Source organism: Vibrio zhanjiangensis (assembly GCF_030161235.1).
In the GTDB taxonomy this organism is placed as follows: Bacteria; Pseudomonadota; Gammaproteobacteria; order Enterobacterales; family Vibrionaceae; genus Vibrio; species Vibrio zhanjiangensis.
Genome location: NZ_BSPW01000082.1, coordinates 16620 through 38020, shown reverse-complemented (window position 1 = coordinate 38020; position 21401 = coordinate 16620). Strand labels below are relative to the sequence as shown.

The following is a 21401-nucleotide window of genomic DNA, read 5'->3' as shown; positions in this document are numbered from 1 at the left end:
AAATATTAAAAAAAAGAATATTAATTTAGCCAAAGCTCATTATTTAAATTGCAAAAGTAAATATAAATGACGCAATAAAACCTACCCTTATCACACTTATTGCTTATTTTTTACTAACGGTAACGTTATCGTAATCATAACGTGTACTAGCTCATACTTGGAAAAAGTCATATTAATTACCGCATATTTAGTCAGTTAACCTATGTCAGTCCCCAAAATTAAGCCATTTAATTTAGACATATATTACTTGCCAATTTCTGGATATAAGTGAACAAAATTAACACAGCGAAGACTTATATCTTTTTTTCATGTAATAAATCACTTGAGTAAGTTACTTGGCGGAAAAACGAGTTTATAGCCTCATTTTGTGAAAAAATAAAATTTTCAACCATGAAACGAAAGATTTTTATGTCACTTTCAATTAGTCTAGAGACTCTAATTTAAGCTATTGAATTAAAAGAACTTTAGCAATAGCAATATCAATATAAGGGAGTTAAATTGAAAATGAAATTGTCTATTTCCACATTATTAGCCGCCTCCAGCACACTATTGGCAACCAATGTATTGGCTGAAGTTGAGCTTGCCCAACTTGACCCTTCTCAAGTGACCATCAAAAGCTTACAAAGCTCAGGCACAGGCTGCCCATTCGGAACAGTCTCTTCAACAATCGCACCCGATGGAAAGTCCTTTGTCCTTGGCTTTGACGAGTATATAGCGGAAGCAGGGCCAGATATTTCAAGACGAGAAAATCGTAAAAACTGTCAAATAACTGCTGTTCTTGGAATTCCAAATGGATATGCGTTTACATTTGCAGACGTTAACTATCGTGGATATGCCGATCTTGACGAACATGTCATGGCACAACAAACCTCTACTTATTTCTTTGCAGGTGAACGCCAAGAAGCCAGATTGAGCTCAGCATTTTCAGGACCTATTTCAGAAAACTACCAGATCAGTGACCGTCTTGGGTTACAAAGCTTAGTTTGGTCTTCATGCAATGCCACAGAACCTGTCGTCATTAAATCAGAAATCAAGGTAGACAATCGCCGTGATAGCCAAAAAAGTGGCCTAATCACACTAGACACCATAGATGGAAAGCTGACTCACAGCTATGGATTGATGTTTAGAAAGTGTGGTGATGTTGGACCTTCTAGAGAAAGAATCTAAATTTGCAACACATCAATAATTTTGGGGGCAGATAGCCCCCAAATTCGTAACTAATAAAAAGTGATATTTAAAGAGAATTAAACGTTACTTGTCTTTCACTGTATCCCATATTTGCTGATGTGTAGTTAATATCAATTTGGATATTACCGGACACTTCACCTTCAGAGCCATAAACTGGACAGGTTGCAACATGCGAAAGGTAGGTTGCCTCCTGCGGCTTCATGAAATAATAAATTTGTTGTAAGTTACATTCACCGATAGTCATTCCTTGTGACTGTAAACGCGCTCTTTGCTTATAATAATGCGGACCAGCATCAAGCAAATAAGCAGGTTTGTGAGTATAAACATTCACTTGATAATAATCGGTATACTCGTTGCCTGACCTGTATAAGCCAGTATCGTGACTATAGAGCACGTTCAAATGCCAGTATGCAAGCTCTGACTCATCCGTTGGGAGTGGTCCCGGTTTAGAGTAGAAACATTGGAATTGGCTATGTGGAACATCAGTTTGTTGCTGAACCGGCGCACTTTGTCGAATAGACTCAACACCGCAACGATGCAAAGTATAACCATTTTGTTCCATAGTATCACGCGTCTGGTTTGCCGATACAAACTTGTTAAATACTCCTTCAGGAGAACTATCTGTTATAACCTGAGGGTTTTCTGCTTGTACTTGGGCAGCTAAGCAAGTAAAAAAGCAAACGGTTGCTAATTGAGTTTTCATCATTATGTCCTCTTATAATTCGCCGACAAATTACCGTACAAAAAACATATTCAATAGAGGCTACTTTTAACTTTGTGATATTTAACAAAAAAGTATTTATTTATAAAAACATTTTATTCAATAAAAGCTGTCATTATTTATCAATCTTCAATGTCAAGATAAAATAAAAAATCACCTCGCAGATAAAATCATATGCATCAATAACGCCAAAATTAGAAATTTAATTTAAATACATTATGATAACATGAAGCAATATCACCTTTAAAAGTTAACCCATACATAATTAATGATGTATGGGTCAGCTAATTTGGCTCAGCAATTTTTTGATTAAATAGCTATTGATTAAACAGCTTCTCTAATCACATCTTCTTGAATATCCTGGATAGAATTATTTTCTAAGATGATGACATCACTTTCTATGTACATGTTATGTATAACAAATGGCTCTACTTCAATGATTGATGGAGCCACAACTCGAGTACTTTGTGGCACTTGAGCATCAATATGGCGATAATTAACTGTAACCTCACCTTGTAACAAGACAAACGTTTTGAGTCGAGTCCCTTCATTTAATCCCTTGTGGTAAGTATTACCACATATTGCACCCTTTTTACGTGTAATATAGATAAATTTTCCATAATCTTTGACTTCAAAAGTTCTAGTTTCACCTCGTTCATCAGAACCAATCACATTAAATGGTTTTATTGTTATCATATTGTCCCTTATCTATATATTAAATGATAGAATACAATTCTATCTAAATTAATTTACAAGGAAAAATGATATTAATTCCTGAGTTGTTAGTAAACTCAAAAGGATACATGTAAAGCCACATATAGGAATATTAAATAACCAGTGTTTTGGTAACAGACATTTCTCTTATCGCATATTTGATGCCTTCTCGACCAATACCGCTGTGTTTAACACCGCCAAATGGAAAATGCTCAGCCCTAAACCCTGGGCCATCGTTAGTGGCAAGAGTGCCGACATCTAACTCATCAAACAGTCTATGAATCGTTCTTAAGTCATGGGTAAATACTCCAGCCTGCAAGCCATAATCACTGCGATTAATCACAGGAATAATCTCATCGATAGACTCAAACTTACGCAGTGGGATCACAGGACCAAAGACTTCCTCTGTCATGACTGGGCTATCGTCTGGCACATTCTCCAATATGGTAGGGAATACGATATTTCCTTCTCTTTGCCCACCAAGAGCAATGTCAGCTCCCAGTTTCACACTTTGATCAATTACGTCTTTTATTTTTATCGCTGATTGCTCGTTAACAAGCGGCCCGACAAAAGTCTCTTCTTTAGCAGGGTCACCCACAACAAGCTCACTGCTAGTCTTAACCAACAAATCGCGGAACTCACTATATACATCTTGGTGTACAAACAGACGTTTTGCAGCGGTGCAACGCTGACCAGCCGTCGCAAAACGCTGTTGAATGGCGGCATTTACTGCTGCACTAAGGTCAGCATCTGGCATGACAATAAGTGGATCGCTGCCTCCCAATTCAAACAGCATTTTTTTATAGCCAGCATGTGCAGCGATAGCTTCGGCGGCTGGGTGACCACCAGTAAAATTAATGGCATTGACCTCAGGATGACTCACTAAGCCGCCCATTTGATCAATATCAGGCACAAGAAGCTGCAGCACTTCTTTCGGGATACCGGCTTCATAGCAAAGCTCGACCAACTTTGCAGCTGAACCATGGTTAATCGGTGCTGGCTTAAAAATAACCCGATTACCGGCAGCAAAAGCTGGCCCGATTTTGTGCATTGCTATATTAATCGGGAAGTTAAAAGGTGTAATACATAACACTGTACCAATTGGTGCAAAGCGCACAACGCCTGTCTTACCTCTAGCCGGCGCGTAAGCATCAGAGTCCAACACTTCACCTTGGATTTGCCTAGCCTCTTCACTACAAGCAATTGTTGTATTAATCGCACGGGTCAACTCGACTCGGCTATCTGCAATCGTTTTGCCTGTTTCTTGCGTTATCATTGATGCTAAGGATTCAGCATGAGTTTCTAATAAACCCGCTAATTTACGCAAAATATCAGAACGCTGAAAAGCCCTTAGAGTCGACTGTACTTTGCGTCCATCCTGTAGGGTGGCAAGACAATTTTCAATTTCTTCTTTTGAACTAAAGTGAAATTGACCAATGCTCTCTTGTGTATAAGGATTTTTTACCTGATAAGCCAATGTCATGAGTCTTTCCTATTATTCTAGTTAAGGTGGATGGTGATAATTTGATAGGTTAGCTGTCCACCAGAAATGAACAGCGCCCACCACATCAAACGTAAAAATAAGGCAGTGTTTACCTTAGTCAGTAGAAACACTCCTAGCTTTGTTGCTAAAAAAGCAGCCAGAGCAAAAATTACAATCAGCCCTGCATTGTCAGAGAATGAAAAACCAAGGTAGAGAAATGCCGGAATTTTAGTTAAGTGGACAAAAAGCTGCATGATAGACTTATTGGCAACAATACTTTCCTTTGACAAATCATCACGCATAAAAAATGCAGTAAGTAATGGGTCAACTGCACCCGCAATAATTCCTAAGCTTCCCGCAGCCAACCCTACCCAAAAAAAGCTCCTGTCCTTAATCTTTAACATCGGCAACTTTTTGGGTTTAAATAGAGTATAAGCAATCAACATGAGTAGTAGGTATAGAGCAAATAGGTCACTCACTAACTCAACAAGCAAACGAGTTGTCAATGCTGCTCCTATCAAAGCACCAAAGCAAAATGGTATGCACATTTTGGCAGATATTTCACCACGCAGTAACCAAGCTCGAATTCCATTTCCCACAACCTGAATGGACGCATGAATTGCAATCAACGGCCTCACGGGAATGAATACACTCATGCCAGTGAACATCAAAACACCACCAGCACTTCCAGTCAAACTCGATAGCACAGAAGCCAAAACCACCACCAAAATCGATAAGGATAGTGTTGTGGTTGAGAGAGAAATGACATCCATTGCTTGTTTAATACCCTGCCATAAATAGAGCCATTAATGTAGGTGAGCTAACCCATCAAGCGTAGAGCCAATGAACATTTTTTTTGGTACCAGAACTGGACTTAAAACCTGTTTATATCTGGCTCTACTCACCTCGTCACATAGGTCTGTAAACTTTATCTCTATGCGCACAGCTTAACTAAGCAAGTGGTGAGTTAACCAGACCTAATGGTTCATTCACCACACATCAAATTAAACCGTTTTAAAAAGTCGTAATCTTAAGGAGCTGATGATGAACGACCTAGATATTCAATCTCTGGTTAACAGCAATAATGAACACGTCTGGCACCATATGAAGCCACACCAGGCTACGCCTATGATGATAGAAAAAGGTCAAGGGATGTATGTCTGGGATGTCCATGGTAAGCAATACTTAGATGCGGTCTCAGGTGGGGTTTGGTGTGTCAATGTGGGCTACGGTCGTGAAGAAATCGCGAATGCGGTACGTGATCAGTTAGTCAAAATGAATTACTTTGCACAAACCGCTGGCAACCTTCCTGCAACACTCTTTGCAGAAAAGCTTTTGGAGAAAATGCCAGGACTTAGCCGAGTTTACTACTCCAATTCGGGCTCAGAAGCCAACGAAAAAGCGTTTAAATTAGTCAGACAAATTGCTGCCAAAAAATATGGTGGTAAGAAGCACAAGATACTTTATCGCGAACGCGACTATCATGGCACTACCATCGCTTGCTTAAGCGCGACAGGCCAAGAAGAGAGACGCGAACAATATGGGCCATTTGCCCCAGGTTTTGTTAGTGTCCCCCATTGTTGCGAGTACCGTTCTCAATGGGGCGAGACGGAAGATTATGGTTTCAAAGCAGCCAATGAAATTGAAAAAGTAATACTGAGAGAGGGTCCTGATACCGTTGGCGCTATTTGCCTTGAACCCATTACAGCCGGAGGCGGCGTTATTGAACCACCCGCTGGCTACTGGCAACGTGTACAAGAAATATGTCGCCAATATGATATTTTACTGCATATTGATGAAGTCGTATGTGGACTGGGCCGCACTGGTAAGTGGTTTGGTTATCAGCACTATGGCATACAACCTGACATTGTCACCATGGCGAAAGGTGTTGCATCGGGCTATGCCGCCATCTCATGTACTGTGACAACTGAGCACGTCTACCAAATGATTCATGATGAAGACACCACATCCCGTATGGATTATTTTCGTGATATTTCTACTTTCGGTGGTTGCACTGCAGGCCCAGTTGCTGCACTTGCTAATCTCGACATTATTGAAAGAGAAAACTTGGTTGAAAATGCGCATATACAGGGTGAATACCTGAAAGCAAAAATGCTAGAGCTGAAGAAAAAGCATTCTATCGTCGGTGATGTGCGTGGTAAAGGACTCTTTGTTGGCTTGGAGCTTGTTAAAGACAAAGAAACCAAACAGCCCGTTGATGAAAGTGTAAGCGCAGCTGTCGCAGCTAGCTGCCTAAAACACGGCGTTATTATTGGTAGAACCAATCGCTCATTCCAGACACTGAATAACACCTTGTGTTTAAGTCCTGCACTTATCACTCAGCAGTATGAGATCGACCTGATCGCACAAGCAATCGACAAAGCACTCACCGAAGTCGAAGAGCAGTTACTCACACCAGCGTTGTAGGCAAAAGTACTTGTTCCATAGCCTGAGATAAAAGACGGACCCCATCTCGAATACGGTCCGTCTTGATCAAAGAAAACCCTAAGCGAAAGTGCCGATTTGCCTGACAATTCTTATCGGCCAACGGATGAAAGTGCTGGATTCCAGTCTCAATATAAACACCATATTTGAGTGCTTGTGTTTGTAAACAAACACAGTCTAAACCATGAGGCCCTTTGAGCCATATCGCACTTCCGCCCAATGATGGGGCTATCTCTACATTAGGTAAAAACTCGATCAAGGCTGATTTTAGTAATTCATAACGTTCAGCATATCTTAGCTTCAATCGATGTACTAATGTATCGTGATAGCCGCCCGCTAGAAAAAGAGCCAGTGCACGCTGGTTATTGGCAGGAGTATGACGCATCATCAATCGTCTCAATGCACGAGCTTCCCGAATTAAGGCTTCTGGCCCAACCAAATAGCCGACTCGCAAACCCGGTGCTAACGTTTTCGATAAGCTACCTACATAAATTACCCTTCCTTCGTTATCTAAGCTCTTTAATGCTGGTGTTGGTGCTGAATAGAAGTTGAGCTCACATTCATAATCATCTTCAATAAGCACAAAGTCATGGTCAACCGCTTTTTGCAACAGCTTAAGGCGACGCTCAAGAGGCATAGTTACCGTAGTGGGCGATTGATGACTGGGGGTTACAAATACATAGTCACAATCATCAATTTTTTGGTTCACGACCAACCCATCTTTATCTATGTCCAATTCACGAAGTTTTGTTTGGTTAAGCTCAAAAATATGGCGTACATCGGGATAACCGGGAGTCTCTATGCCAAGGCAAGTTTGATTGCCTCCAAGTAATTGGCTCAGCAAATAGAGTGAATGTTGCGTGCCAACAGTAAGCAAAATCTCACTTTGGTTACAGCGAACCCCTCGTCGAGAAAGGATTCGAGTTCTTAGCTGATCAATAAGCAATGGGTCATCTTCATCAACCCTATCTTGCAACCACTCTTTTGCCTGCAGAGTCTGCGCCGCTCGTTGAGTACACTCTCGCCATTCTCTAACAGGAAAAAATTCTGGGTCAGGTTGCCCATAAATAAATGGGTATTCACAACGCTTCCAAGCATCCGGTTTATGTAAATGGTGTTGCCGAGACGGTACAAGTTTAAGTTTGTTGTCCCAATTCACACCCGCTTCTCTTGACGGTAAAGAAGAGTGACTTGCTACTAGATTTTCGTCGTAGGCATGGTGAACAAAGAATCCTTTTCTCTCTTTGGCAATGACATACCCTTCCTCAATTAACTTCTCATAAGCTAGAACCACAGTATTGCGAGAAACTCCTAGCGCTTTTGCCAGTTCTCGACACGAAGGTAGTAGTTCGCCGGAACGAATGTGTCCATCAAGAATACTGGTGGTGATCATATTCTTAATTTGAGTCTGTAGGCTGGTACCTTTGCCAAACTCCATATAAAATAGATGCTTCATATTTGTTATTATTATCAACAACTTATTAACGTATTGGCCCCATTTTTAACACACTTCTGGCTCTAATAGTCATCCGACCTTTTATCTATGATGTGTCTTACGCCGTTCAACAACGTAGGACTTTGTGTCATGCATAAACATCCGCCTAACCACGGTCTTCGGGCACTCGCTTGGTTAGTATTAACGACCTTATTTTTTCCTCCTTTTGCCGCAAGTTCAACGCTTAACTTTGACCAAAAAGTTGATTCATTTATTTCTCCTATCGCACAACAGCTTTCTTCAATTGTATTCTACAAAATCAGCGTATTTGGCTATGCCGTGCCTATCATTGTACTTTGGCTAAGTACCGCTGCGGTGTTTTTCACCTTCTATCTAAACTTGGTTAATTTACGGGGTTTAGGGACAGCATTTCGCCTGATCCGTGGTGACTATACCAATCCAAATGCCACCGGAGAGATCTCTCATTTTCAAGCCGTTGCCACGGCCATATCGGGTACTGTAGGGATAGGTAATATTGGCGGGGTTGCGGTTGCGATTACCATAGGCGGTCCTGGGGCAACCTTTTGGCTTATCGTTGCTGGCTTTTTGAGCATGTCGACTAAGTTAGTCGAGTGCACCTTGGGGGTTAAATATCGTAAAGTGAATCCAGATGGTAGTATCTCGGGAGGCCCGATGTATTACCTTGAACACTATTTAAAAAGCCGCAATTATCCGACTCTAGGTAAATGTTTGGGCGGCTTTTACGCTCTCGCACTTGTGATTGGATGCTTAGGCATTGGTAATATGTTTCAATCAAACCAAGCGTACGCACAGCTGCTTGTTGTCACGGGTGATAGCCAAAGCTTCTTTGCCGATAAAGGCTGGCTATTTGGAATGATAATGGCCGTTTTAGTTGCGTTAGTGATCCTTGGGGGTATCAGCTCTATAGCAAGGGTGACAGCAAAGCTTGTCCCATTCATGGCCGTCCTTTACGTAGTTTGTGCCTGCGTTATCCTAACTATGAGTGCAGAACACCTACCTAATGCTATATCTCTCATAATCTCACACGCTTTTACCCTTGAAAGTGCCACAGGTGGCGCGATTGGCGCCATCATCGTTGGATTTCAAAGGGCGGTTTTTTCGAATGAAGCAGGAATAGGCTCATCATCCATTGCTCACTCAGCGGTACAAACCGACGAGCCTGCTTCCGAAGGGTTAGTATCCCTGTTCGAACCGCTGATTGATACTGTGTTTATCTGCACTTTAAGTGCTTTGGTCGTTATCTCAACGGCCTATCCAACAGGGCTAATTGACAGTGATCTTGTCGGAATAGAGCTTACCTCAGCCGTGTTTGCCCATCATATCGAGTGGGCTCCGTACCCATTAGCTATTGCCGCTCTATTATTTGCCTTTTCCACCACTATTGCGTGGTCGTATTATGGATTGAAAGGATGGACTTATCTCTTCGGCGAAAAGCCCCACTCAAAACTTTTATTCAAACTTATGTTTTGTAGCTTTGTTGCTCTCGGCAGCATGATTCATCTTGATGCTGTTCTTCAGTTCTCTGATGCCTTGGTATTTTTAATTGCAGTGCCCAATGTCCTTGGCTTGTATTTATTTGCACCACTGGTTAAACGCGAGGTCGAAGACTATCTAAACCGAATTAAGCTTGGAGAGATTGTAAACTATCGTCTTCTCGAGCAAAAAAGCGACACACATATGAATGGTAGTAAATTGTGGTATCGGATCGTTCATCGCTCCGGATACAAATCAAAGCGTGCTTAGCTAGCATAAAAGGGCCTATTGCAATAATAGGCTCACATATTTAGCCTCACTCTACCTAAACCTCTTGTTTTATGGATTCAGTCATTTCTTCACTGTTCTGCTTTTCGGGGGCTATTAGCGGTAACGTTAATGTAAAACAACATCCTTGGCCGAGTTCACTGCTCACTTTAATATCCCCTCCCAATAAGTCAGTCACTAAGTTGTAAACGATATTCAAACCCAATCCGGAACCTCCTTGACCGAGGCGAGTGGTAAAGAATGGGTCAAAGACTTTGCTGATATGCTCTGGTGCAATGCCCTGCCCGTTATCAGTGATCGTAATAACCGCATTACTTTCTACTTGCTGCCCCTTTATATCAATGGTTCGATGCTTGTGGTCAGTAAAGGCGTGCACCAAGGCATTTGATAACAAATTCATCAAAATTTGTGTCAGTGGTCCTGGATAGCTGTCCATATTAATGGCCTGTGGACATTCTTCTGTCAGCGTCACTTTGCTTCGAGACAAACTCGGTGACATAGTGACCCTTAGTTCATGCAAAACCTCGTCTAACTCAAACTTACGTCGCTGATAGCTAGATTGGTCAACCGCCACTTGCTTAAAACTCGAAATAAGCTCAGCAGCGCGCCTCAAATTACGTTCGATACTATCTGCTGATTGAGCGCTTTGTTCGATATATGTATCAAGAGCCGATCGCCTGAGTCCCTCTTTCGTCGATTCTATAAATGCATGATTAAACTCTTTGAGGCTACTGGCGACAACAATGGCATTACCGATTGGCGTATTTAACTCATGAGCCACACCAGCAACCAAGGACCCAAGGCCCGAAAGCTTCTCTGTTCTGACCAGCTCTTCTTGGGTTGCTTTTAATACCTCAAGGGCTTTTTGTAGCTCTTCTGTCCGCTCGTCGACCCTATGTTCAAGCTCGATGGTTTGTTGCTTTATTTTCTCCAAATACTCACGACGATCGTTCTCAGTTGAAGCTGCACGTTCAAACCAGTAGTGCCAGCGTTCTGGTATTTGAGGAATAGTGAGATCTTTATTATGGGGTAACCCTTCAACAAAACGAGCTAAGCGCATAGCTGGCTGACTAAAATTCCAATGCTGGTATAAAACCGCAGATAATAGGAGAACAGCAAAGATAGTTGCCATCAATAAATGTGGCGTCACCACTTCCAAAATATGTGCGTTCAGCTTATCTTCTGTAATTTCGAGAACTAACCTCCACGGGGTGTTGGGCAAATAATAAGAGCTCCAATAGCCTAACTCTGTTTGATTAAGGACTCCGTGCTCGGCTTTATGAGCAACACCCATTGAAACCAAGGCCAATATGCCTTCCTGCCTCACCACTTGCTTAGCACTGATCAATGACCCTCCACTGTCCGCAACCACTAAACCCTGCTCATCGACGATGACCAAACGTGCCACATCAATCGGCTGCTCAATTAGGATATTGTCGAGCACTTTTAGAGTAATATCTGTTCCGACAGCACCAACGAAACGGTCTCGTTCATAAACGGGTGCCAATAGTGAAACCATCATCCCCTTGCCACCTGCATCCAAATAAGGCGTCGTCCAAACAGATTCTCGCTGTGAGTTTTTATCCGGCCCTACTAATTCAAGTGGGTAAGTTCCACCAGCTTGATAAATCACATCAATCGCTTTGTCCATATCCTTAGTTTCGGTCGCTACAAGCAAATCTTTGTAGCTTAACCAAGGGTATAAGTATGTCAGTGCTTGCTCACCATCATAGTAATAACTCCATTGGAAGTCCTTGTGTTGAGCATGGGTAGAAACAATTTCAGGCACTATGGTTAATATGGTCCGTACATCAAAAGAGTAATCTCGTACATTTGAGCGCACATACAATTGTCCAAGCTTTGGTTTCATTTCGTCTGGGAGGTTTTCCCAAGGCGCGTTTTGAACTGAACCGGCGGTCTTTTGCTCGAGAAACGTAACCGCGGATTGACTAGGAATAAGTTCAGGAAAACGATAGGCAATTTCGACGGTCTTTTGCATTTTATCAACATGAACGAAAGAGACAGATAGTGTTTTGTTGAGTGCCACTAGAATTTCTAGCGCTTTTTGTTCCATTTTCTCAACTTCTTGAATGCGGACTTCTTTACTGATATAAAAAGCGTTTCCTAGCGTCAGAAATATGATTAACAAAAGAGCACCATAAAGCATAAGTTTGTGACGACGAATTAAAGCGTCAGCACTCATCTGGTCAGTATTCTTTTCAGATTCTGTCATGTAACGACCCAATGGTTATTTTGTCTTGCCATCACTTTGAGCAAAGTTGAGCAAGTCTTCCATGATCATGGCTTTGGCAAACAACCACCCTTGCCCTTCCTCACAACCAAATGCTTTTAACTTTTCAAGCTGTTCTTTCGTTTCTATGCCTTCGGCGGTCACCTCCATGCCTAAGGTTTGACCTAAATTGACTATCATCTTGGCAATACTGTCATCTTGCAGCATTCCATCGACAAAGGTACGATCAATTTTTAAACGTGTTACAGGCAGTTTGTGCAGTACACTGAGTGAGGAGAAACCCGTACCAAAATCGTCTATCGCTATCTGGCAACCAAGCTCGCGTACCTTATTCAACACCTTACACAGTTCAGAAATATTCTTCGCTGCAACCGTCTCTGTGATTTCCAGCTCGATGGTATTAGGATCAATCTTGTAACGCTCCATCGCCTGACTCAGCTGTTTAATAAAGCCTGGTTGCTCCAATTGTCTCGGAGAGACATTGATCGCCATTGTTAAACTTGCATACCCAGCTTGCTTTAACATTTGAAACTGCATACAGCAATGCTCAATAACAAAAGCACCAATGCTGACCATCAATCCTGACTGTTCAGCTAACGGAATAAATTGATCGGGAGGAACGAGTACTCCTTCTTTATTCCTCCAACGTAATAAAGCCTCTACTCCCGACAACTTCATCGTCGACAGTTTGTATTTGGCTTGAAAAGTCATAAACAAAGCGTTGTCATTGAGTGCTTGTTTCAACTCTGCGAGTAAATACATACGGTCGCGGGCATCTTGCCCCATGTCGGTTGAGAAAGTCATCGCACCGCCTCTGCGGTACAACTTGGCCTGTTTTAGTGCAACTTGGGCGTCGTTGTAGTGTTCAGATGAATCAAAATCTTGTTCGATAAGATCAACTAAACCTACACTTGCCGTGACCATAAACGGCTGTTCGTCAACGCTAAAAGTCGATTCAAACAACGCTAAGATCTGGTCGCTCACAATATCTCGATGCGAGCCAAGCAACGCAAATACATCACTCCCTACACGGGCTAAAAAGCAATACGGAAACTTTTCTTGTAGGCGTTTAGATACGCTCACGAGGAGGCTATCACCAGCTGAATGACCAAAGCTATCATTAAACGACGAGAAATCATCAATATCGATGAGTGCGAAACGCGCAAAGTCGTCACCAGACACTCCTGTATATTGGTATCTGCGCAAGCTATTTAGGTTGGGTATATCAAGCAGCGGATCTTTGAATGCTTGCTCTTCAAGTCGGTTGTACAGAATAACATTATCAAAACCAACCGACAGGTTAGCACAAAACACTTCGAGTAAGTGCTTGTCTACGCTTTCAAGTGGCCTTCTAACGTCAACATAAGCTGCAATTCCTCTTCCTCGTTCAGTTGAAAAATAGAGCGTTACCCCGTGTTCTAGCAAACTCTTTTTTGTGTCCAAGCATTGAGTGATTGAATTTCTAATGTGTTCTGACTCGAGAGAATCCAAAGAATTTTGGACAAACCCACTGTATCGACCTGATGCGGCAATAATCACGGGACTGACCGTCTGTTCATCTTGACTTTCTTGAGCACAGATCAAACCATCCGGTTCAATTTGCATAATCGCACTAATCTGCTTGACCGCTCCCTCAGCAAACATTTGCATTCCGTAGAAATGAGCAAGCTCTGTGCTCGCTTGAACAACCTTCTCCAACCCTTGGCGCATCAGCTGCTGACTACGTATTTGGTTATAAGCGCGTACGGCACTGGTTAAAATTGTAAACAGACGAATGCGAGTCAATTCAGGCTTGGTGCGATAGTCGTTAATATCGTAGCGCTGTATCGTTTCCATTTCAGGTGCATAGCCTGGCTGCCCTGTACGCAAGATGATGCGCAAAGCGTTCAAATTTAGCTCTTCACGTATCACTTCTACCAGTTCAAGTCCCGCCTGATCCGTTTCCATCACCACATCGAGTAAAATGACACCAATATCACTTTCTTCGCAAAGGATAGATTTTGCTTGCTGCGCAGAATACGCGTGAAGAAGCTCCAGAGGACGTTCCTCAACGATAAGATCTTTCAGTGCTAATTGAGTCGCATGATGCACTTCTTCATCATCATCTACTACCAGTAACCGCCAACATCGAGTATGTGTTGTTTGTGCTTGCGCTTCAGACACATCTTCAATGATAGGCAGTAACTCATCAGAATCGTTGCCCTGCTCGCCCATCGCTTCCTCATACCAATTTCATACTTCTGAAATATGAGTTTAGTCCTAGTTCCGAACAGTTGCGTAACATTGACAATAATGTAACTGCCATCTCTTGACCATTTACCGCGTACAGGGCTAGAATCCATACATCATTTATACCGGAGCGTGACGCCAATGAACAACTAAGCCTGTTATCCATTTCACATCATCATTGGATCTACAGGAATTAGTAGGCGTAGCTCATATATACACCTCCTTTTGTTTATGACGGTTTTACTGACTGCATCTGTCAGTCAGCTGGCGTTCAAACAACAAACATCAATATATGTCGCTATGTGCACTGTTCCTGTTCTACAGGAAGCTATTTATGGCCATTTTTGACGCACACAATATTGGTTATACATTCGCCAACGGCGATACTCTGTTCAGCAACATTTCATGTACTATGGACAAGCATAGAATTGGTCTTATCGGACGTAACGGCATTGGAAAGTCCATTCTCTCTGCCATTCTTTCCGGAGAGATAAGCCCTTCCAGCGGAAAGGTATCGGCACCCTCAAACTTTTCTATCTTCACACAAGAGCGATTAACTGAACTAGAACACGGCCTAACCATCGCCGAATATCTGGAAAAGCATCATATATTGAACGCACTCAAACATGTTCAAATGGGAAGTTGTTTAGAAAAGTGGTTTGAAATAATAGATCAAGACTGGGAACTAGAATCCCAATTGAAGCAAGATCTTGCCAACCTTGGTCTTCCTCCTGAGCCTTCATTCCTATGCAATGAATTAAGTGGAGGACAATTTACTCGTTTGGCCCTTTGGAAACGCTTTAGGCAAAGCGCAGAGTTACTTATCCTCGACGAGCCATCGAACCATTTAGACAATACTGCTAAACAATGGCTTATAGAGTCAATGAACGTATTCTCAGGTGCCATACTGCTCATTAGTCACGATAGAGAACTGCTTAACCAAGTCGAAGAAATATGGCAGCTATCTACGACAGGATTGCAGGTTTTTGGTGGAAATTATGATTTCTATGAGTCACAAAAATACATTGAGCAACAATCCATCGACAAGAAATTGGTTAATATTAACCGACAAAAAAAGCAGCTTGATGCTCAAACTCAGCGAAATATTGAGAAAGCACAACAACGAGCAGCCAAGAGTAATAAGCTACGTCGACGGGGCAGCCAAGGCAAAATGTTACTTAACAAAATGAAAGAAAGTGCCGAGAACAGCTTATCAAATCGTAGCAAACTCTCTCAAATCAAAAAAACACAGTTACAGTGTCGAGAGCGGCAACTGACAACACAGCAAGATAGGTGGAAAAGCCAAACATTCAATGTATCTAGCTGCCAGCAAACATCAAATACTAGAGTGTTGTACCTCGATGGCCAACTCGCCTTTGGCACTAAAGCACAACTGAACCTACAACTTTTTTCAAAAGACAAGATTCATCTCCAAGGCCCAAATGGGTGCGGTAAATCCACTCTTTTGCAGACGCTATCAGGCAAACTGTCTTTGTCTCAAGGAGACGTATCCACAACGAGTCGCTTTTGTTATTTAGATCAACACTTAACCATCATTGATCAAACACGATCCGTTTTAGATAACTTCTGCTTGCATGTAAATGGAAATAGTGAATGTAGCGCACGAACAGTATTAGCTGGTATGGGTTTTAGAGGGGATGACGTATTCAAATATGCTGAATCATTGAGTGGCGGTGAAAAAATCAAACTTGCTATGTTGATCGTCAGTCATCATCCCAAGCAACCTTTTCTGCTACTCGATGAACCTGACAACCATTTAGACATAGATTCAAAAGCGATACTGGCAAACGCATTAAACGATTATCAAGGTGGATTCTTGTTAGTGACACATGATTGTGCCTTTGCCCATCATTCTGGCGTGCAACAAAGTTATTGTATGGATCATCAAGGCCTTACCTTGACTACTCCTCACGATAAAGATTAAGAATTCATATGCTCTTGAAGAAGCATGAATATCATTTAAGTTGTTGACGTCATATCACAAGCATCACTCCGGCTTTTCTGAAGGTGTCGAATGAAGGCGAACAAACTCCTTTGCTGACGCCTCTAAGGGCTTAACAAGATGTGATTTGGAAATATGGAGGTAATGGTACAGAGGCTCAATATACACTGGGGGGCTGGCAATTTTTATATCGGGAAATGTTGTTGAAAGAAAAGCATAACTCTGTAAAGGAGCCAGCCAAACATCAGCCCTACCAGCCATTAGCATTAAAGCCGCTTGGTCGACCGAATGCACACGGTGAAGACGTTTGTATTCCTTCAACACTTCAATGTATCGAGTCCCGTGCATTGAAACAATGATCTTGTCCTTAGCATCACTCAAACTCTGGTAATAACGCCCGTCTTTTGCATATAAATGCACTTTTATCTCCTCTAGCGGGACGTTAACTCTAACCAACTCAGGCTCTTTAGCAAGTTGATTGATTCTTAAGTCTAAAGCATCATATTGACCAGTAATCAGTGACTGTATTGCTCGCTCATCAGGCAAGTAGGTTACTTTGTATGGAATGCCAGCATTCTCATAAATCGCTGTAATGATGCCTTCGACTGTCATTCCATATTTCGTGATCTTTGAATCGCCCTGATAACTTTCTCCAATCGCAATATTGATAACATCAGTCTCTTTTGCAGAGGCCAAGTTAACCACCAGCAGTATGCTTAACAAAACGCTTAGAGCTTTCATGAAAATATCCTGCGCTAGCTATACCATCATCTACTATTATAGCGCTATAAATTAAAAGCATTTAATTTATGGATAAATATCGAAAATAACATATAAAATAAAGATAAAGAACAATTCACATCATCTATGCATTTCGCAACTTATAATTGATAGGATTATTTTTTCAATTTAAATTAAATTATAAATCATGCTGTCAGTTATTATCACGAATATTCATGTTGTTATTAACTATGATAATTAAAGTTTTAACAACAAGGACAGACTATGAAAATAAAAACAATTTCCAACTTTTTAGGCATTTTAATTTGTTCATATTTGAGTAACAGTTCTTATTCATACGCGACTGAACAAATGGATATTGCACAAAGAGCATCAAACTCCGAAACACGTTTCTTATTTACTGCAGACCCACAATTTTACACCAAGCGTTCAGATATCAATGATCCTACCCTTAATAAACTCGCTGGAATAATTGGAGAGCTCACCTACAGTCAAAATACGCCCCACCCAATATTTGGCTTACTCGTCGGTGGTGACATGACCCAAACGGCACATGACAAAAGTATTACTGGCTGGGAGTTTGGGTTTTGGAAGGACATCATCAAGTACTATGGTGTTACAAATAAAGCCTATGAGACCATTGGTAATCATGATGAAACCACAGGCGGTGCCTCTGCACCTGGCGACATTGTAAAGTTCATTGACCGAGATAGAGAGCGCCCTCGCCTAAACTATCGACGAAATGGTGGGCTATATTCTTGGAATGTCAATGGTATCCATTTTGTCTCGTTAGGTACGGGCGTGTTCTCCTCCGATCGTCCAACAGTATTTGGCGATGTGAAGAATTATAACCAACTTGATTTTCTACAAAATGATTTAGATATAAATGTAGGCGATAGTAATAAACCTGTTGTTCTCATGTTTCATATGCCTGCAAACCACGGAGACTGGAAAGAACCAGATAGACAACGCTTCTTAAATCTTATTCAAGAATATAATGTCGTACTTTTGTTAACTGGGCATACTCACAGTTGGGGAGGCAGGAAATATATTACTTTGCCTAACGGTCGAAAAATACCTCAAGTGGTTGCTCCAACCATAAGAAATGATCAAAAACCTGTTGGTCAATATACTGACATCAAATTAAGAAGCGGTAGTCCATGGCTTGAAGTTGAACTTAAGCACAATGATGGTATTGAGAATTATAAAGGAAAAATCACTTTAGATCTTAAAACTGACGAAATCTGGTATCCTAATGCCGCTGCCGTTGAACAGCCAAATTACGCCAGCAAAAATAGCAGTTTTAATGGTGAAGCATTCTCTTATAAAGATGTGCACTACTATACGATTCAAACAAGAAATGGAACAAACCGCTGTATCGGATACGATGGTAATCCATCTTTTGGCAACCCACTGGTTCAGGTAAGTTGTAACATGTCAGATCCGAGACAAAATTGGTTTTGGTCTGCACAAACTCAGCAGATTCATTCAAAAATGGATTGGAACTACTGCTGGTGGCATGGCACCAATTACAGTGGTGGCTCAATCAAACTGGCGAAATGCGATGCCAATGACCCCAATATGCGTTGGCAATATAGTAAATTGAACCGTGAGCAAGATTGGATGAGACGCATTAAACCTGAAGGCTATCCTAACCTGCAAGTCGACGGATACAGAGAAAGCCGTGATGTGAATCTTTATAGCGCTCACTCAGGTGATACACAGCTTTGGGGAGTAAGTCATCGACGTTATCCAGCAAATTCAATATCATTTCGCTCACCGATACCAATGCACAATGATTTTGAATAACTAAAAATCCATCAACTTAAACCCCAATAACGCCTCAAGCATATCGCTTGGGGCAATACGACGAATCTATTGATCAAACGATCTTGCTTGGTTGAACTCTTTTATAGACTTTTCAAGTGGGGCAACAAGGTGCGACTTTGATACATGAACATAGTGATACAAATACTGTTTGTAAACCGATGGACTAGCAACTTTAATGATAGGAAATTCATCTTTTACTTTCAGGTAACTTCTATAGGGTGCTAACCATAGATCTGCTCGGTCTGTAGTGAGCATTAATGCCGCTTGATTTTCCGATTTGACTAGATGGCGCTTTTTGTACACCGTCGCGATGTCTGAATAACGTGCTCCCAAAATCGAGACCAGCGTTTTATCTTTGATATCATTTAAGCTCTGATAAAAATCATTGTTAATAGAAAACAAATAAATATCAGCCACAGCTAAAGGCGTATCAATTCGTATCAGTGTTTCTTGTTTATCAAGTGCATCGATACGCAGATCAAGCGCATCATACTTGCCGGATACAGCAGATTGAATGGCGCGCTCATTGGGTAAATAGATAAACTCAACATCAATACCCGCCGCCTGATATATTATTTTTAGATCACGCTCTAATGTTAAGCCTTTGTATATATCTCCCATAGCAACTTTAACCAGATCACTAGCTTGTACCCATGTTGCATATGGCATCAAAACCAAACAAATAAAAAACCCCAGAATCTTCGTTTTCATTTTTCACAAAGCACCTCATTCTAATCCAATATACTATAGACAGATATGGCTAAAAAGCCGAATAAAACATAGACCAAAAAGTGGTGAATTTAAGATATTCGGCACTACGAGGGAAGTTTGATAAGATAATGTACCAAGTTGCAATGATATCAACAATCGAGACTCAACCTTCAGTAAATATTATACACTGCCGTATACAACAATGATTTTCTATACAAACGGCTAAGGTATGAGTATAGTATCAAATACCTAAATATCTGATATTTCGAAATATGAAACATCAAAACGATACTAACCGTCGTCCCTTAAGCATCCGAAACTTTAGGATTACTAAAAGAATTGCTAAGTGGCTTTCTAAAAAAAATATTTCTCCAAATCAGATCTCATTAATGAGCATCGTATTTGCTGCGTTGGGCTATTTAGTAGCCGTCATTTATCACTTTTATCCTTCTCCTTTTTGGCTGCTATTTCTGCTTATTGCTATTCAAATGAGACTAATTTGCAACTTGTTTGATGGTATGGTTGCCATAGAAGGAGGTAAACTAACTCCGGTAGGTGAACTATTCAATGATGTCCCAGATAGAATTGCAGACCCAATATTTATTCTTGCTGCAGGGCTTATAGCTGTTTGCCCTTTTGCTATGACTCTCGCTTGGGTTGCCGCTTTACTCTCGATACTTACAGCCTATGTGCGTGTATTAGGCGTTAGTATGGGATGCCCTGCAAATTTCGAGGGCCCAATGGCCAAACAACATAGAATGGCTTTACTCACTATAACGTCTCTCATCCTGCTTGTTAGTCAGTCTTTCTCTCTATGGACCGAATACTTTATCTACACCATGGACGTAGCACTTGCCACTATTATTGCTGGTACATTACTCACCAATTGGAGACGTTTAAAAACAATTTACCGAGTAAAATCCCAACAATCAGACTCACTAACTGAGGGGTACCATGGCTAGTATTCCAAGTCACTCTCTATACTTGATGGCCGGAGTGTTAGTTTTTTTAATAATAAGTACCTTTATTTATTTGATTATATCTAGCCATAACACAGACAAAGATTATTGTGAGCTAAAGCTGCGCATTCGATCTTGGTGGTGGATGATCGGTACCGTATTTGTAGTTCTCTATTTGCCACAAAAATACGGACTGGTGTTTTTTGGTTTCCTTAGCTTCCTAGCTCTAAAAGAATTTCTTTCAATAGTCCCTACACGTCTCGCTGATCGTCGAGTTATTTTTTGGGCCTATCTCTCTATACCAATTCAGTATTACTGGATATCTCTTGGCTGGTATGGTTTGTACATCATTTTTATACCTGTTTATATGTTTTTATACCTGCCAATGGTCGCTGTGATAATTGGCGAAACTAAAGGGTTTATTCGCTCTGCTGGAGTCATTCATTGGGCGCTAATGCTAACTGTTTTTTGCCTGAGTCATATGGCTTACTTACTCGTATTACCCAGTAAAAAACTAGGTGCAGGTTCTATTGGTATGCTTTTATTCCTTCTTGTTTTCACTCAGTTCAATGATGTATGTCAATACATTTGGGGTAAAAGTTTTGGCAAGAATAAGATAGTACCGAAGGTAAGCCCAAATAAAACTTGGCAAGGTTTCATTGGTGGTGCCACGACTATAATGGTATCTAGCTATTTTGCGGCCCCCTATCTAACTCCACTCACCCCAAGTCAAGGTTTGGTAGCAGGAGCAATTATTGCCTTCAGCGGATTTATTGGTGACTTAGTGATTTCATCGGTTAAACGTGATCTAAAGTTAAAAGATACCAGCCAATTGATCCCTGGACATGGGGGGATATTAGATCGCATTGACAGTTTGATGTTTACTGCCCCTTTATTTTTTCACTACATTTACTATTTGTATTACTAA

At 41.3% G+C, this 21401-nt stretch carries 16 protein-coding genes; 7 read left to right on the top strand and 9 right to left on the bottom strand.

From position 1 onward, the window contains the following. The first annotated feature begins 504 nt into the window (after nt 1–504). Nucleotides 505–1167: a DUF4360 domain-containing protein gene (locus QQK21_RS17955; RefSeq protein WP_284193554.1), complete on the top strand. Its 663-nt coding sequence runs from the start codon at nt 505–507 to the stop codon at nt 1165–1167. Nucleotides 1168–1234: 67 nt separating this feature from the next. Here the strand turns inward: QQK21_RS17955 and QQK21_RS17950 are convergent, their stop codons facing one another. The 4 genes from QQK21_RS17950 to QQK21_RS17935 all read right to left on the bottom strand — a co-directional run bounded on the left by QQK21_RS17950 (nt 1235) and on the right by QQK21_RS17935 (nt 4879). Next, complete coding sequence (locus tag QQK21_RS17950) at nt 1235–1894, bottom strand: hypothetical protein (protein ID WP_284193553.1); 660 nt, start codon at nt 1892–1894, stop codon at nt 1235–1237. 339 nt (nt 1895–2233) lie between these two features. Then, a complete protein-coding gene (locus QQK21_RS17945) occupies nt 2234–2605 on the bottom strand; it encodes a cupin domain-containing protein (RefSeq protein WP_284193552.1) in 372 nt (123 codons plus the stop codon). A gap of 130 nt (nt 2606–2735) precedes the next feature. Next, entirely contained in the window at nt 2736–4106 is a 1371-nt protein-coding gene (safD, locus tag QQK21_RS17940; RefSeq protein ID WP_284193551.1) for a sulfoacetaldehyde dehydrogenase SafD, read from the bottom strand. Nucleotides 4107–4123: 17 nt separating this feature from the next. Next, nucleotides 4124–4879: a sulfite exporter TauE/SafE family protein gene (locus QQK21_RS17935; RefSeq protein WP_284193550.1), complete on the bottom strand. Its 756-nt coding sequence runs from the start codon at nt 4877–4879 to the stop codon at nt 4124–4126. A gap of 271 nt (nt 4880–5150) precedes the next feature. Between QQK21_RS17935 and QQK21_RS17930 the strand changes: the two genes are divergently transcribed. Continuing rightward, nucleotides 5151–6533, top strand: a complete 1383-nt coding sequence (locus QQK21_RS17930; RefSeq protein WP_284193549.1) for an aminotransferase family protein — start codon at nt 5151–5153, stop codon at nt 6531–6533. Here the strand turns inward: QQK21_RS17930 and pdxR are convergent. Next, complete coding sequence (gene pdxR / locus QQK21_RS17925; RefSeq protein ID WP_284193548.1) at nt 6517–8007, bottom strand: MocR-like pyridoxine biosynthesis transcription factor PdxR; 1491 nt, start codon at nt 8005–8007, stop codon at nt 6517–6519. The two genes, QQK21_RS17930 and pdxR, sit on opposite strands and share 17 nt — an antisense overlap. Before the next feature lie 129 nt (nt 8008–8136). On the opposite strand from pdxR, the gene QQK21_RS17920 reads away from it, so the two are divergent. After that, complete coding sequence (locus tag QQK21_RS17920) at nt 8137–9771, top strand: alanine/glycine:cation symporter family protein (RefSeq protein ID WP_284193547.1); 1635 nt, start codon at nt 8137–8139, stop codon at nt 9769–9771. Between the two features lie 55 nt (nt 9772–9826). Here QQK21_RS17920 and QQK21_RS17915 read toward each other — a convergent pair whose 3' ends face one another. After that, entirely contained in the window at nt 9827–12022 is a 2196-nt protein-coding gene (locus QQK21_RS17915) for a sensor histidine kinase (RefSeq protein ID WP_284193546.1), read from the bottom strand. 15 nt (nt 12023–12037) lie between these two features. Next, nucleotides 12038–14254 carry an EAL domain-containing protein gene (locus QQK21_RS17910; protein ID WP_284193545.1) on the bottom strand — a complete coding sequence of 739 codons (2217 nt, stop codon included), beginning with the start codon at nt 14252–14254 and terminating at the stop codon, nt 12038–12040. A 349-nt stretch (nt 14255–14603) separates the two neighbouring features. Between QQK21_RS17910 and QQK21_RS17905 the strand changes: the two genes are divergently transcribed. Continuing rightward, complete coding sequence (locus QQK21_RS17905) at nt 14604–16214, top strand: ABC-F family ATP-binding cassette domain-containing protein (RefSeq protein WP_284193544.1); 1611 nt, start codon at nt 14604–14606, stop codon at nt 16212–16214. 63 nt (nt 16215–16277) lie between these two features. Here QQK21_RS17905 and QQK21_RS17900 read toward each other — a convergent pair whose 3' ends face one another. Then, the gene (locus tag QQK21_RS17900) at nt 16278–16973 is read right to left on the bottom strand and encodes a substrate-binding periplasmic protein (RefSeq protein WP_284193543.1); all 696 of its coding nucleotides are present in this window, start codon (nt 16971–16973) and stop codon (nt 16278–16280) included. 264 nt (nt 16974–17237) lie between these two features. Between QQK21_RS17900 and QQK21_RS17895 the strand changes: the two genes are divergently transcribed. Then, the gene (locus QQK21_RS17895; protein ID WP_284193542.1) at nt 17238–18782 is read left to right on the top strand and encodes a metallophosphoesterase; all 1545 of its coding nucleotides are present in this window, start codon (nt 17238–17240) and stop codon (nt 18780–18782) included. Between the two features lie 66 nt (nt 18783–18848). Here QQK21_RS17895 and QQK21_RS17890 read toward each other — a convergent pair whose 3' ends face one another. Then, entirely contained in the window at nt 18849–19514 is a 666-nt protein-coding gene (locus tag QQK21_RS17890) for a type 2 periplasmic-binding domain-containing protein (protein ID WP_284193541.1), read from the bottom strand. Between the two features lie 272 nt (nt 19515–19786). On the opposite strand from QQK21_RS17890, the gene QQK21_RS17885 reads away from it, so the two are divergent. Together QQK21_RS17885 and QQK21_RS17880 are read left to right on the top strand one after the other, a co-directional pair. Next, entirely contained in the window at nt 19787–20476 is a 690-nt protein-coding gene (locus QQK21_RS17885) for a CDP-alcohol phosphatidyltransferase family protein (RefSeq protein WP_284193540.1), read from the top strand. Further along, nucleotides 20469–21401 carry a phosphatidate cytidylyltransferase gene (locus QQK21_RS17880; RefSeq protein WP_284193539.1) on the top strand — a complete coding sequence of 311 codons (933 nt, stop codon included), beginning with the start codon at nt 20469–20471 and terminating at the stop codon, nt 21399–21401. Before QQK21_RS17885 ends, QQK21_RS17880 begins: the two co-directional genes overlap by 8 nt.